The following is a 13,104-nucleotide window of genomic DNA, read 5'->3' as shown; positions in this document are numbered from 1 at the left end:
AACTACCGGGTCTTCGGTGAGGTCGCGGTCGCCGCTTGCGGTTGAGCAGTTGGACGCCCTCCCAACCCCCCCCGCCATCGGCCCGTGGCCCCCTTGGCCTGCGAGAGACCTATGAATTTCATTCAAGAGAACGACCCGGCCGTCTGGAACGCCATCTCCGCCGAGATCGAGCGCCAGCAAGACGGGCTGGAGATGATCGCCAGCGAGAATTACACCAGCCCCGCCATCCAGCAGGCCGTGGGCAGCGTGCTGACCAACAAGTACGCCGAGGGCTATCCAGGCCGGCGCTACTACGGCGGCTGCGAGCACGTCGACGTGGTCGAGGACCTCGCCCGTGACCGTGCAAAGGAGCTCTTTGGCGCCGAGTTCGCCAACGTCCAGCCGCACAGCGGCTCGCAGGCGAACGCCGCGGTCTATCTCGCGCTGCTCGAGCCGGGCGACACGCTCCTGGGCCTCGACCTCGCCCACGGTGGGCACCTCACGCACGGCATGAAGCTCAACATGTCGGGCCTGCTCTACAACTGCGTCTCGTACGGCGTGCGGAAAGACGACTGCCGGATCGACTTCGACCAAGTCGCCAAGCAGGCGCGCGAGCATAAGCCGAAGCTGATCATCGCCGGCGCGAGCGCCTACCCGCGCGAGATCCCGCACGCCAAGTTCCGTGAGATCGCCGATGAGGTGGGCGCGAAGCTGATGGTTGACATGGCCCACTACGCGGGCCTCGTCGCCGCGAAGCTGCACGACGATCCGGTGGAGGTCGCCGACGTCGTCACAACCACCACGCACAAGACGCTCCGCGGCCCACGCTCGGGACTCATCTTGGCGAAACAGGAGTACGCCAAGGTGCTCAACAGCCGCGTCTTCCCGGGCGTGCAGGGCGGCCCGCTGATGCACGTCGTCGCCGGCAAGGCGATCTGCTTCGGCGAAGCCCTCAAGCCCGAGTACCGCACTTACATCCAGCAGGTGAAGGACAACGCCGTCGCGCTAGCCGAAACGCTCGCCGCCGGCGGACTGAACCTCGTGTCAGGCGGCACCGAGAACCACTTGATGCTGGTCGACGTCACCCCGCTGGGCATCGGCGGCAAGACGGCCGAGACCGCCCTCGGCGCCTGCGGCATTACGGTGAACATGAACATGATCCCGTTCGACGAGCGCAAGCCGATGGACCCCTCCGGCATCCGCGTCGGCACCCCAGCCCTGACGACGCGCGGCATGGGCGTCGAAGAGATGCGCACGATCGGCGGTTGGATGCTCGAATCGCTAAAGAACGCCGAAGACGCAGCCGCCCACGCCCGCATACGCGAACAAGTCCGCGAGTTCTGCACGGGCTTCCCGGTCCCGGCGGCGGAGCTGAACGCCGAGCTCGATGCGGTGGCCGGATAGAGGATCGTGAGTCCCACGACGGGACCCCGAGCCGAGGACAGCTCGGCTCGCTGGCCCCTGTCCCCTTGTCCCCGTCCCCCAGCCCCTTAACCCCTCAGCCCCTAGCCCCTCCCCTATGTCCCACCGCGTTCTGATCGCCGACGACAACGAGCCGAACGTCGAGCTGCTCGAGGCGTACCTCGCGGGCCTCGATATCGAGATCGCTATCGCCGTGGACGGGCAGGACACGCTCGACAAGGTCGCCGCGTTCAAGCCGCACGTGCTGCTGCTGGACGTGATGATGCCCAAACTCAGCGGCTTCGAGGTCTGCCAGCGGCTCAAGAGCGACCCGGCGACCAGCGGCGTGATGGTGCTGATGGTCACGGCGCTTAACGAGTTGGGCGACATCGAACGCGCCGTCGACGCCGGCACCGACGACTTCCTGTCCAAGCCGGTCAACAAAATCGAACTGGTGAAACGCGTCGAGAATATGCTGAAACTCTCGGCCGTCACCGACGAAGTCGAACGGCTGCGGCGCTATATTGAAGAGATGGAGCGTCGCGAGGGGTGACGCTCCAACCAGCCTAGCCCCACCGGGATGCGAGGACCCACCATGCGTCCAATGCTGTTGACGCTGCTGCTGTTGGTCCCGTTGTCATCGGTCTCGAGGGCCGACGAACCCAACGTAGCGGAACCCAACGTAGCGGAACTCGTCGAGCAGCTCGGCCACCCGCTCTACGCCGAAAGGCTCGACGCGCAGCGGCGTCTTCGCGACGTGGGGTTAGCGGCGTTCGACGCCCTGCGCGAGGCCCAGACCGTTAGCGACCCCGAAGTGTCGGACGCTAGTCGGCGCCTGCTCAATGAACTGACGGCGGACTGGGCCCGCCGCGACGACCCGCCGCTGGTGCGTCGCTGGCTCGAGGCGTACGACGCCGGCTACGCGGGCCGCGACCGTGAGATCATCAAAGGACTCTCCCGCGTCCCCGGCGAGCAAGCGGCGCCGGCGTTGGTGCGGCTAGCGCGGTTCGAGCCGACCGAGCTCGGCTCCGCCGAGGCGGCCCAAGCGCTGCTCGCTGTCCCCGAACGTGCTATCCGCCAGCGTCGCGAAGAGGCCATCGCCGCCGCCGTGACGAAGCTCACGAGCGAATACGGCCCCGGCCGTCGCCCGGCGGCGCAGTGGCTAGCGCTGGCGACCGAAGAAGCCGACGATGCGTCCGCCGTCGCCGAGTGGCGTCGTCACGCCGAAGCGCAGCGATCGCTGCTCGACGCCGACTCGCGCGACACGAGCGAAGAGGTCGTCGCGACGCTCGGCTGGCGGTGGCTGCGCGCGGCGCTCGCGGCAGGCGACGACGCCGAAGCGGTCGCCGCCATTGAATCCCTTGTTACGCTGTCCGAGGAAGAGACGCTCCCCCGCCTGGCGCGCGCGGTCCGCTGGTCCGCCGAGGCCGAGCGTTGGGACACGGTCGATGAGGTTGTCGCCAAGTACACCGAGCGGCTCAAGGGCAAGCGGGGACTCTACACACTCGCCGATGTCGCCGAGCGACACGGCGACAACGCCGAAGCCGAGCAACTCGCCGCCGAGGCGCTCGCCGCCGAGCCGAGCGACGAAGACGCGACGGTCGAAGACGTGCTGCTAGGTCCGCAGGTCATGGTCGCGAACGAGTTGCAGGAGATCGGCCGCCTCGACTGGGCCGCCGCCGAGTACCGTGCGGCCGCCAAGAGCGACGACCCACTCGACGACCCCCTAGATGGGCGTGCGGCGGTGGCGGCATGGCGTCTGACGGACCTGCTCTACGACGCCGGGCGGTACGCCAAGGCGGCCGCCGCGATCGAGCCGATCGTCGAGGCGATCGACCGCTCACGCCCCGCGCGCGGCGAGTTCGACAACCTCCCGCAACACGACACCGACCCGCCGCTATTGCCATCGTCGGGCGACTTGATCGCGCGGCAGCGTTTCAGCGCGGCGCTCGCCGCCCGCGGTGAGGGTGACCACGAGACCGAGATGACGCTGCTACGCAAAGCGATCGCCGCGTCTCCCAGCGACGCCGACATCCTGATCGCGATGCACCGCGTCGAGAACGCGCCTGAGGCTTTTGTCAAAGAGACTCGACGCCGCATCGACGAGATGCGCCGCGAGTTCGAGCGGGTCATCTGGGAGAGCCCCGAGGCGTCCGACGGGTACAACCAGTGGGCGTGGCTGGTGAGCAACACTTATGGCGACTTCGACAAAGCGGTCCGCTACTCACGCCAGTCGCTACGGATCGCGCCGGAGACGGCCGGCTACCTCGACACGCTCGGCCGCTGCCTGTTCTCCGCCGGCGAGATCGACGAAGCGATCGAGGTGCAACGCCGCGCCGTTGAACTCGAACCGCGGATGCAGGTCTTACGTCGACAGCTCAACGAGTTCGAGCAAGCCAAAGCGTCCACCACTAGCGAGGAGCCAACCCCGTGACGATCGCTATCGAAGTCGACAACGCCCGCCTCGTCTACGCCGCGGCCGGATCGCCGTACCCGCAGGCGCCGACGCTCGTCTTGGTGCACGGCTTCCCGCTCTCACGCGCGATGTGGCAAGCGCAGCTCGAAGGGCTCTCGCCCCGGTGCCGCGTCGTCGCGCCCGATCTGCGCGGCTATGGCGAGTCGTCCTTCGGCGATTGGCCGGCGGCGGGTGAGACGCCGTCCCTGGATCGCTACGCCGATGACCTCGAGGCGTTGATCGCGTCGTTGCAGGCCGACGGACCGGTGGTGCTCGTGGGCTTCTCGATGGGCGGCTACATCGCGCTGAACATGGCCCGTCGCTGCCCCGACGCGTTCGACGCCCTGGTGCTGATGGACACCCGCGCTGCGGCCGACGACGACACGGCTCGTGCGACGCGTCTCAAGATGGCCGACCATATCCACGAGTGGGGCGCCGCGCGCGTCGCCGAGTTGATGCGGCCCAAGCTGTTCGCCATGGACACCCCCGAGAGGATTGTCCAAGAGACTGTGGCGGTGATCTCCGCGACCGACCCGGCGGCGATCGCCGCATCGCAATTGGCGATGGCCGCCCGACCCGATTCGACCGGGCTGCTCGGCTCGATTGCGAAGCCGACGCTCGTCGTCGTCGGCGAGCACGACGCCATCAGCCCCTCCGCCGAGATGCGTGGCATCGCCGCCGCGATCCCCGGCGCCCGGTTCGTCGAGGTCCCCGGCGTCGGCCACATGGCGCCCGTCGAAGCCCCGGAAGCCGTGAACGCCGCCCTCGCCGAGTTCGCAGAATCCCTGTAATCGGCGAGCCGGGGACGTCAGTCTCCGGTGGGAAGCGGGTACCCGGGCCACACCGAGGACTAACGTCCCCGGCTCGCCGTCATTCCGTGGGGCTAGCACGATTGTTTGCCAGCCCCGCCGTCCCGGCGCATACTGCTGGATGTCCTTCCCCGCCTCTTCCCGCACGCCCCGGCTTGTTGCCTCGTGAACTGAACGGCCCCGCCGCTTCGCTCTTCTACCGTTCACGCCCTTTGCCGGAGTCCCCTCGTGCGTTTGCTCATTGCGATTGCCATTGGTCTGTTGTCGCTCGGCGCCGCTGCGCCGGCGTCGGCTTGCTCGGTGTGCGAAGCGCTGGCGGCGTGCCCGTGCGGCATGATGGCGTCGGACGAGCCCGGCGCGCCGTTCGCTTTCTATTCATTGCAAGGGAGCCAGTGGCCACAGCCCGGCGGCGATGGCGCCCCGGTCACCGTCACGTACAGCTACAACAACTTCCTCGACGGCGGCATGAAGGACCCGATGGGCGTCACCGTCCCGGCCGAGTACCTGCGGATCGTCACCGAGGAAGCGTTCGGCCTCTGGGCGTCGGTCGCGCCGCTGCACTTCGTCGAAGTCCCCGATGTAGGCACGCCCGTCTTCACGGGCAACACGGCCGCGTACAACGCCTACCCCGCGGATAGCTTCGGCCAGATCCGCCTCAACCACCGCTACATCAACGGCACTGACGCCGAGAACGGCTTCCCCACGACCAAGGCATTGGCGTACTTCCCGAGCAACGGCAATGGCGGCAACATCGCCGGCGACATCCACTTCGACAACGGCGACCCCTGGGCGATCGTTGGCACGCCGAGCGAGCCCGACGTGCTCGGCGTCCTCACGCACGAGATCGGCCACACGCTGGGCATCAACCACACGACGATCGAAGGCGCCGTGATGAACCCCATGGCCCTGCGCCGCATGGGCCCCGGCACCGGCGTGCTCACGCCCGACGACATCGCCGCCGTGCAAGCGATTTACGGAGAGGGCGTCGGCAGTGTGACGCCCCTCTTCCGCGTGCCGGAGCCTGCCGCGGCGCTCCTGACGCTGCTATCGGCCGCCGCCTGGTTGTCGTCTCCACGCCGGCGCGGGTAGGTTGCAGCGTCCCGCGACGCACTCGGCGCCTCGGGCGTTGCACTCTTGCCGGGAACGCCATCGATGCCGCTACTAAGATCGCTTTGTCTCGCCGCCGCCGTGCTGGCGCCGCTGGCCGGATTCGCCAAGCCCCGCGTCGCGCTCGAGGCGACCGCCAAGGCCACGCCGCTCGACGCTTATTGCGCCGCGGAGGACCCCGCCTTCAAGTGGGAAGTCGTCAAACGCTACGACGGCTTCGGCTACACGGGTCTTGTCGTCGATCTTACGTCCCAGAAGTGGCGGAACAGTGACGAAGTGAGCCGGCCCGAGTGGCGGCACTGGCTCACGATTGTCATCCCCAACAGCGCGAAGTCCTCAACCGCGCTGCTCTTCGTGACTGGTGGTTCGAACGAGCAAGAGGCCCCCGAGCGCGCCGACGACCGCATCATGGCCGTCGCGCTGGCGACACGGACCGTCGTCGCCGAGCTGCGGACCGTCCCCAACCAGCCGCTCCGCATCCTGCACAGCGACGACCCTTCGCGCGACCGCTACGAGGACGACCTGCTAGCCGCCAGCTGGATGCAGTTCATGGCCACGAAGGACCCGACCTGGCTCGCGCAGCTGCCGATGGCCAAGTCGGCCGTCGCGGCGATGACGGCCGTGCAAGAGGCTCTGCTTGAGGAAGAGGGCGCGCCGACGATCGAGAAGTTCACCGTCTCCGGCGCGTCGAAGCGCGGCTGGACCTCGTGGCTCGCCGCGGCGGTGGACGACCGTGTCGCGGCCGTCGCGCCGATCGTGATCGACGTCCTGAACATCGAACCCTCGATGAAGCACCACTTCGCGTCGTACGGCTTCTGGTCCGAGGCTCTCGGCGACTACGAGAAGCAAGGACTCGCCGAACGACTCACCTCGCCCAGTAGCGCCGCGATCCGCGCGATCGTCGATCCGTACGCCTACCGCGATCGGCTAACGATGCCCAAGTGCGTCATCAACGCGTCGGGCGACGAGTTCTTCCTCCCCGACTCGTCGCGCTATTACTTCGACGACCTCGTCGGCGAGAAGCATCTTTCGTATGTGCCCAACGCGGCGCACAACCTCAAAGACACCAACGGCTTCGAAACGCTGATCGCGTTCCACGCCGCGATCGCCCATGACCTGCCGCGGCCGAAGCTGACGTGGCACTCGGCGTACGACTCGCCGAAGCACACCGTCGAGTGCTCGATGGAGCCGACCGAAGCCGTCATCTGGCGAGCGGTGAACCCCGAGGCGCGCGACTTCCGCAAGATGAAGATCGGCGCCGCCTACCAGCCCACGCCGCTCGAGCCCGACGCCGACGGCGTCTACCACATACCAATCGAAGCCCCGCCCGAAGGCTTCTCCGCAACGTTCGCCCAATTCACGTTCGACATCGGCGCGGCCGTGCCCCTGCGAGTGACGACGCCCGTGTGGATCGCGCCGGACGTGGAGCCGTTCGCGAAGAAGGATTGAACCGCGGAGACGCGGAGGGCGCGGAGGAAACGCGGAAGAATTGAACCACCAAGGAACGAAGGAACTAAGAAAGCAGGGAAGGAGTGATTTTGTGGGAGGCGTCTCCGACGCCGATTACGGTCTCTTGGCATGTGCGGCCTGGCCAGCGATTTTTGGCGTCAGGAGTTAGAGGGATGAATCACGAAGCCATTGAGCCCGCCGAGAAGAAGCGAAGGAAGACCCCTTCAGCCATCATTTGGTTCACCTGGGCGTGCGCCGTATGGATTGTCGGAGACTTGGCTGCGGTTGCGTTACCTGCCTATCAGGCCGCCCAAGCAGTAAGAACGTTGCGTGCTATAGATTTCGCGTGCTCATTGCTAGCGGATTATCACGACACGAAAGCGGCGTGGCCGAAGAGTTGGGAGGACCTGCGTCAAGTAGGTGGGGGTAGGTCGTGGGGAGAAAACACTTGGCCGGACGATGAGGGCGAAGTACGAAATCGCGTGAAGATCGATTTTGACAAACTGCTCCACAACGCGGTCGAAGCAGTAACTCCAATTGGCTACTGTTACGACTACCAGGACCGCCCCGGCTACCTTCGTCTGAAGAGCCTCTCCGAATCGCCGAGCATCGCCCCAAAATAACGGTCGCCGCTCCGCGCTTCCTCTGCGCCCTCCGCGTCTCCGCGGTTATCCTCAGTTCCCACCCCGAAATCAGCCCGCCGACCTAGTGGCGTGCTAGGCACAAAATTGGATAAGATGTAGCCCTGTACAGCAGGCGGCGGCGAAGCCCCCCTTCGTTCCGTCGTTCCTTCGTGGTTCCAACCCTCAGTGCGTCCTCCGCGCTCTCCGTGCCTCTGTGGTTAACACCGAAGTCGACAACCCGCACACCAAAGCCCTCCGCGGCGCCCTCGAGCGCTTCTGGGGCTACAGCGACTTCCGCCCGCTGCAACGCGAGGCGATGACCGCTGTCATGGAGGGACGCGACTCGGTCGTCGTGCTCCCCACCGGCGGCGGCAAGAGCCTCTGCTTCCAGGCGCCAGCGGTGGCGATGGGCGGCATGGCGCTCGTGGTCTCGCCGCTGATCGCGCTGATGAAGGACCAGGTCGACACGCTCCGCAACTGCGGCGTGCCGGCCGCCTATCTCAACAGCACGCTCTCGACCGACGAACGCCGCCAAGTGCTCGACAGCGTCAAGAGCGGCAAGCTCAAGCTGCTCTACGTCGCGCCCGAACGGCTGCTGCTCGACGGCACGCTGACGATGCTCGCGAATAGCAACCTCTCACTGGCCGCGATCGACGAGGCCCACTGCATCAGCAGTTGGGGGCACGACTTCCGCCCCGAGTACCGCGGCCTCGCCCGGCTCAAAGAAGTTTTTCCCGACATCGGCGTCCACGCCTATACGGCCACGGCGACCGAAGCGGTGCGCGAAGACATCGCCAAGCAGCTTGGCTTACGCGAGCCCGAGATGCTCGTCGGCTCGTTCGACCGGCCGAACTTGACCTACCGGGTGCTCGCCGCGTCGGGCAAGCTCGGGCAGATCGCCGAAGTCGCCAAGCGCCATCACGGCGAGTCGGGCATCGTCTACTGCATCAGCCGCAAGGAGGTCGAGAAAACCGCCGCGGCGCTCGAACAGCTAGGCATCAAGGCGGCGCCGTACCACGCTGGTCTCGGCGACGAGCAGCGCCGTCGCACGCAAGAAAACTTTCTCAACGACCGCGTCGAGGTGATCGTCGCGACCGTCGCCTTCGGCATGGGCATCGACAAGCCCGACGTGCGTTTCGTCGTGCACGCCGGCATGCCCAAGTCGCTCGAAGCCTACCAGCAAGAGGCCGGCCGCGCGGGACGTGACGGCTTGCCGGCCGAGTGCCTGCTGCTCTTCAGCCGCGGCGACGCGGCGACCTGGAAACGGATCATCGAATCGCCGACCGAAGAGGCTTCGCCCGAAGCGGTCGCCGCCGCGCTCCGCGCGCTCGACGGCGTCAGCTCGTACGCCGGCGGCGTTGTCTGTCGCCACCGCGCGCTCGTCGAGCACTTCGGGCAATCGCTCGAGGGGGACGACTGCGGCGCGTGCGATGTCTGCCTCAGCGAGCTCGACCTCGTCGACGACCCGCTGATCCTTGCGCAGAAGATCATCTCCTGTGTCGCCCGGCTCGAGCAGCGTTACGGCGCCGACTACACCTGCAAGGTGCTCGCCGGCTCGAGCGAAGAGAAGATCACTAGCCGCGGCCACGACCGCCTCAGCACCTACGGCCTGCTCAAGGACTGCCGCACGGCCGACATCCGTGGCTGGATCGAGCAGCTCGTCGCGCAGGGCCATCTGGTGAAGGCCGGCGAGTACGGCGTCCTCCACATCACGCCCAAGGGCTTGCAGTTGTTGAAGGGGGAGGGCAACCCCCAACTCCTCAAAGCTGCCAGCAACGGCGCATCGTCGTCAGCCACGGGCGGCAGCCGGCGGGACCTCGAGAGCTGGGAGGGCGTCGATCGCGGCCTCTTTGAAGAGCTCCGCAAACTCCGCGGCAACATCGCCGCCGAGGCCAGCGTCCCCGCCTACGTCGTGTTCGGCGACGCCACTCTGCGCGACATGGCCCGCCTCCGACCTTCGTCGCTCGAAGCGTTCGGCCACACGCACGGCGTCGGCCAGCAAAAGCTCCGCCAGTACGGCGACGCGTTCCTCGGCGCGATCCGTAGCTACTGCGAAGAGAACGGCGTCGCGATGGACATCGAGACCGGCCAACCGTCGATTCGTCGCGCGGCGCCTCGCGCCGCCGGGCCCAATGCGTCGTCGCTCGCGGCGTTCCCGCTCTTCCGTGAAGGGGCGTCGATTGAACAAGCCGCCAAGAAGCTCGGCCGCGCGCGCTCGACGACCGTTGGCTATCTGAGCGACTACCTGAAGCACGAAACGGTCACCGACCCGTCGCCATGGGTCGATCGCCCCGTGGTGATGATGATCGAGAGCGCCATCGAAGAGGTTGGCCTTGGAGGCCTGCGCCCGATCCACGAGCGTCTCGGCGGCGAGGTGGACTACGACGCGATCAAGATCGTGGCGACGTGCGTCGCCAACCGCGAACGCACGTAAGCGGCGAGCCGACGTTGCGAGTCGTCGGTGTTGCGTAGGATCGCGGATTCACACAGACGATTGACACCGCCGGCTCGCCATTACTCGTCGGCGCTGAAATCCACCCGGCGGTAAACCTCCGCCAGCGGTAGCGGTTCGCTGGTGACGCTCAACTCCACCGTCGCCTCGAAGCCTTTCGCCACATCGAGCGTCCATCGATCCTCATCAACGCGGGTGTAGCGCTCGATCATCGGCTGGTCGAGCGACACCAGCACATACTCCTTGAGGCTCGCCACCTGCCGATAGTGGTCGAACTTCTTGCCGCGGTCGTACGTTTCGGTCGAAGGGCTGAGCACCTCGACAATCATCTGCGGGTTCAGCAGCGTATCGAAGTGGCCGTCCCCGAACTCCGGCTGCTCGCAGGTCACTGAGATATCGTGGTAGGTGTAGAGCCCTGTCCGCTCAACCTCGACCCGCATGTCCGACGTGAAAACAGTACACGGCTCATCGCGGAGTTGATAATGTAGCCAAGCGAAGAAGTTGCCGGTCACAGCGACGTGCTTGCGGCTCGCCCCCGCCATGGCGAACATCTCCCCGCGATAAAACTCGTGCTTCCGATCGGACGCACGTTCCGCGGCGAGGTACTCCTCAGGCGTGAGGCGGCGGATTGGAGCGGTGCTCATAGCAACGGGCGACCGGACGATAGGCAAGGCGTGTTAGCTACAGGATAGCTTACATGCCCGTTGCGGCCTATGTCGGGCCGGCGAGCCGGCGACGTTAGTCGTCGGTGTGAAGCGGCCAAAATAATCAATCGGCGGGCTCCACCGATGATTAACATCGCCGGTTCGCCGCCCGACTCACTTCCCGCCGACGATCTGCAAATTCTTGTCGTGCTCGATCGACATCGTGTAAGCGACCGTCTTCTCGCCCTCGGCGGGGACTTCGACACGCCACTCTAAGAGCCCGTCCTTCTCGCCGGCTTCTTTCGCCTTCGGGTCCGATTCGACAAGCGTCACCTTGATCGCTTCGCCTTCGCTCTTCGGCAGGCGGTCGCGGATTCGCACCTCGGTGGCGTCGTCGCCGAAGTTTTCTAGCACCAGTTCGTAATCGAACGAGGCGATGCGGTTGCCGCCTTGCACACGGTCCGACTTGTCGGCGAGCTTGCGGCTCGCGCGGAGCGACTCGTCGATGCCGAGGCCGACGGTGAACGACTCGCCGATCGTCGCCTGCGGGATCGAGCCGCGTCCGACGAAGCGGTCGCCGAGGAACGTCGCCGCGGGGCCAGCTAAGAGAACAACATCGCTGGTGTTGCTGAGCTTCGCCTCTTGATAAACGTAGCTCGTCAGCACCGGTGTGGCGACGCGGTAGAAGTCCGCCTCCATCGGCAGCGCGGCGATCTGGATCAGCTGCTGATCGCTGCGGCTGGGGAGCGAGGTCTTGTTCGGCAGTCGGTAGACAATGCTCAAACCTTCGTTGGACTCCATCGACTGCGAGGGCGCCGGCTTCGAGGCGTCGCCCGCCTGCAGGTCGAGCACCTGCACCGCGCAGGCGAGCGCGTTGAGGCTGAGGTCGAACTGGTCGATCCCCTCCGCGCCGTTGTACACCGCCCCGAATCCCCCACCGCCAATTCCGCCCGCAACGCCACCGTCGGCGCCGAAGAGATCGTCCTCGCTCGTGGCGGAAATCGACCTTCCGGCCATGGCGGGCGCGCTCGGCGCGTATTGGGCCATGTTGCCGCGATTGTCGGCGAGGGACTTCTGCTGGGCCGCGAGTTGGCGGCGAGATTGGGCTTGCTTCACTCGGTCGACTTCCGCGGCGGCGAGTTTCACCGTGAGCGGCTCTAGCTTCGGCGAAGTCGCCACGAGGGACGGCGTCGCGGTCGAGAGCGTCATCTCGACGTCGGTCCAGTCTTCGCCGCTCATCTGCGTCACCGACGCGTTGTACTCGAGCGTCACGCCCGAGCGGTCTTCCTTCGCGCGGACGTTGTACGACGGCGACCACTTGGCGCCCCCCACCAAGTACATTAACCGCACCGATGCGGCGCCCTTTTCCTTGCTGACGAACACCACCGCCTCGCGCGTCGTCTTCTCGCCGCCGCCGGTGAGGGTCGCCAGCTCGCGCTGGGCGAGCTGCAGCTCGGCTTGCAGGTCTTCCTCTTCCGAGATTGCCTCGAGCTCACGCTCCATCGCCGCTTCGCGTTGTGTGAACACCAGGTCGGTCAGCTCACGCAACGCCTCGGCGTTCAGCACGCCGCCGTTGAGGTCCTCGGTCGCCTTGGTGGAGGTGAACTGCTCCAGCTGGTTGAGGTAGTTCATCCGTTGGGAGATCATCGCCCGTTCACGCTGCAGCGCCCGCAGCTGCCGGCCGAGGTCCTTGATCTGCGCCTCGATCGCCTTGACCTCTTCGCGCGGCGCCGAGTCGGCCGGGCGGTTGCGCGTGCGGACCGAGCGGACCTCGACACCTTCGCCCGGCTCGGCATAGAGGCTCCCGGCCAACAGTTGCTCCGGCAGCTCGGTGACAACCGCCTCGACCAGCCCCGCGTCCTCCGGCAGTTCGATCACCCGGGTGACCAAGGCCTGCCCCTGGAACACGGTCACGGCCGTCACCTTGCCGGGGGCGGTGACGGTCTCGGCCGAGAGAGGGACGGCGGCTACGACGAGCAAGACCAGAGCGATGAGCCGAGACATACCGGACCTCGAAGGGACGTGGGAGGAAGAAAGCCGAGAAGCGAGCGGGCGGGCTCGCCCAGGGGCCTAGGCCGACAAGAGTTAAGTGCGTTACGGCCCCTTAGGGGGTTCAAGAAAACCGAAAGAACCCCGAAGTTTTCAGGACGTTCGTAATGGTCTCAGCCGCGGGCGGCAGCCCGCG

10 protein-coding genes are annotated in these 13,104 nt (G+C 66.5%); 8 read left to right on the top strand and 2 right to left on the bottom strand.

Annotated elements, in window-relative coordinates; translation table 11 throughout:
- The first annotated feature begins 111 nt into the window (after positions 1 to 111).
- From Spa11_RS20360 to recQ, 8 genes are all read left to right on the top strand, one after another.
- Positions 112 to 1,383, top strand: a complete 1,272-nt coding sequence (locus Spa11_RS20360; protein ID WP_145116221.1) for a serine hydroxymethyltransferase — start codon at positions 112 to 114, stop codon at positions 1,381 to 1,383.
- 115 nt (positions 1,384 to 1,498) lie between these two features.
- Positions 1,499 to 1,933, top strand: coding sequence for a response regulator (locus Spa11_RS20355; protein ID WP_145116218.1), 435 nt, complete (start codon positions 1,499 to 1,501; stop codon positions 1,931 to 1,933).
- A gap of 42 nt (positions 1,934 to 1,975) precedes the next feature.
- Positions 1,976 to 3,814, top strand: a complete 1,839-nt coding sequence (locus tag Spa11_RS20350; RefSeq protein WP_197529545.1) for a tetratricopeptide repeat protein — start codon at positions 1,976 to 1,978, stop codon at positions 3,812 to 3,814.
- Positions 3,811 to 4,626: an alpha/beta fold hydrolase gene (locus Spa11_RS20345; protein ID WP_145116213.1), complete on the top strand. Its 816-nt coding sequence runs from the start codon at positions 3,811 to 3,813 to the stop codon at positions 4,624 to 4,626. The genes Spa11_RS20350 and Spa11_RS20345 overlap by 4 nt, the downstream gene beginning before the upstream one ends.
- Positions 4,627 to 4,872: 246 nt before the next feature.
- The gene (locus Spa11_RS20340; RefSeq protein WP_145116211.1) at positions 4,873 to 5,733 is read left to right on the top strand and encodes a matrixin family metalloprotease; all 861 of its coding nucleotides are present in this window, start codon (positions 4,873 to 4,875) and stop codon (positions 5,731 to 5,733) included.
- A gap of 63 nt (positions 5,734 to 5,796) precedes the next feature.
- Positions 5,797 to 7,200, top strand: coding sequence for a PhoPQ-activated pathogenicity-related family protein (locus Spa11_RS20335; RefSeq protein WP_145116209.1), 1,404 nt, complete (start codon positions 5,797 to 5,799; stop codon positions 7,198 to 7,200).
- A gap of 173 nt (positions 7,201 to 7,373) precedes the next feature.
- Positions 7,374 to 7,823, top strand: a complete 450-nt coding sequence (locus Spa11_RS20330; protein WP_145116206.1) for a hypothetical protein — start codon at positions 7,374 to 7,376, stop codon at positions 7,821 to 7,823.
- 214 nt (positions 7,824 to 8,037) lie between these two features.
- Complete coding sequence (recQ, locus tag Spa11_RS20325) at positions 8,038 to 10,257, top strand: DNA helicase RecQ (RefSeq protein WP_231933053.1); 2,220 nt, start codon at positions 8,038 to 8,040, stop codon at positions 10,255 to 10,257.
- A gap of 80 nt (positions 10,258 to 10,337) precedes the next feature.
- Here recQ and Spa11_RS20320 read toward each other — a convergent pair whose 3' ends face one another.
- Both Spa11_RS20320 and Spa11_RS20315 read right to left on the bottom strand, forming a co-directional pair.
- Positions 10,338 to 10,919 carry a Uma2 family endonuclease gene (locus Spa11_RS20320; RefSeq protein WP_145116204.1) on the bottom strand — a complete coding sequence of 194 codons (582 nt, stop codon included), beginning with the start codon at positions 10,917 to 10,919 and terminating at the stop codon, positions 10,338 to 10,340.
- 174 nt (positions 10,920 to 11,093) lie between these two features.
- Positions 11,094 to 12,923: a mucoidy inhibitor MuiA family protein gene (locus Spa11_RS20315; protein ID WP_145116201.1), complete on the bottom strand. Its 1,830-nt coding sequence runs from the start codon at positions 12,921 to 12,923 to the stop codon at positions 11,094 to 11,096.
- Between the last annotated feature and the right edge of the window lie 181 nt (positions 12,924 to 13,104).

It is taken from the genome of Botrimarina mediterranea, from assembly GCF_007753265.1.
GTDB lineage: Bacteria > Planctomycetota > Planctomycetia > Pirellulales > Lacipirellulaceae > Botrimarina > Botrimarina mediterranea.
This window is presented reverse-complemented; position numbering and strand designations above follow the sequence as displayed.

What these genes read in the sequence shown, in the direction of transcription:
- Spa11_RS20320 (WP_145116204.1), bottom strand. Translation starts at nt 10,919, where the DNA reads ATGAGCACCGCTCCAATCCGCCGCCTCACGCCTGAGGAGTACCTCGCC.
- Spa11_RS20355 (WP_145116218.1), top strand. Translation starts at nt 1,499, where the DNA reads ATGTCCCACCGCGTTCTGATCGCCGACGACAACGAGCCGAACGTCGAG.
- Spa11_RS20315 (WP_145116201.1), bottom strand. Translation starts at nt 12,923, where the DNA reads ATGTCTCGGCTCATCGCTCTGGTCTTGCTCGTCGTAGCCGCCGTCCCT.
- Spa11_RS20360 (WP_145116221.1), top strand. Translation starts at nt 112, where the DNA reads ATGAATTTCATTCAAGAGAACGACCCGGCCGTCTGGAACGCCATCTCC.
- Spa11_RS20335 (WP_145116209.1), top strand. Translation starts at nt 5,797, where the DNA reads ATGCCGCTACTAAGATCGCTTTGTCTCGCCGCCGCCGTGCTGGCGCCG.
- Spa11_RS20330 (WP_145116206.1), top strand. Translation starts at nt 7,374, where the DNA reads ATGAATCACGAAGCCATTGAGCCCGCCGAGAAGAAGCGAAGGAAGACC.
- Spa11_RS20350 (WP_197529545.1), top strand. Translation starts at nt 1,976, where the DNA reads ATGCGTCCAATGCTGTTGACGCTGCTGCTGTTGGTCCCGTTGTCATCG.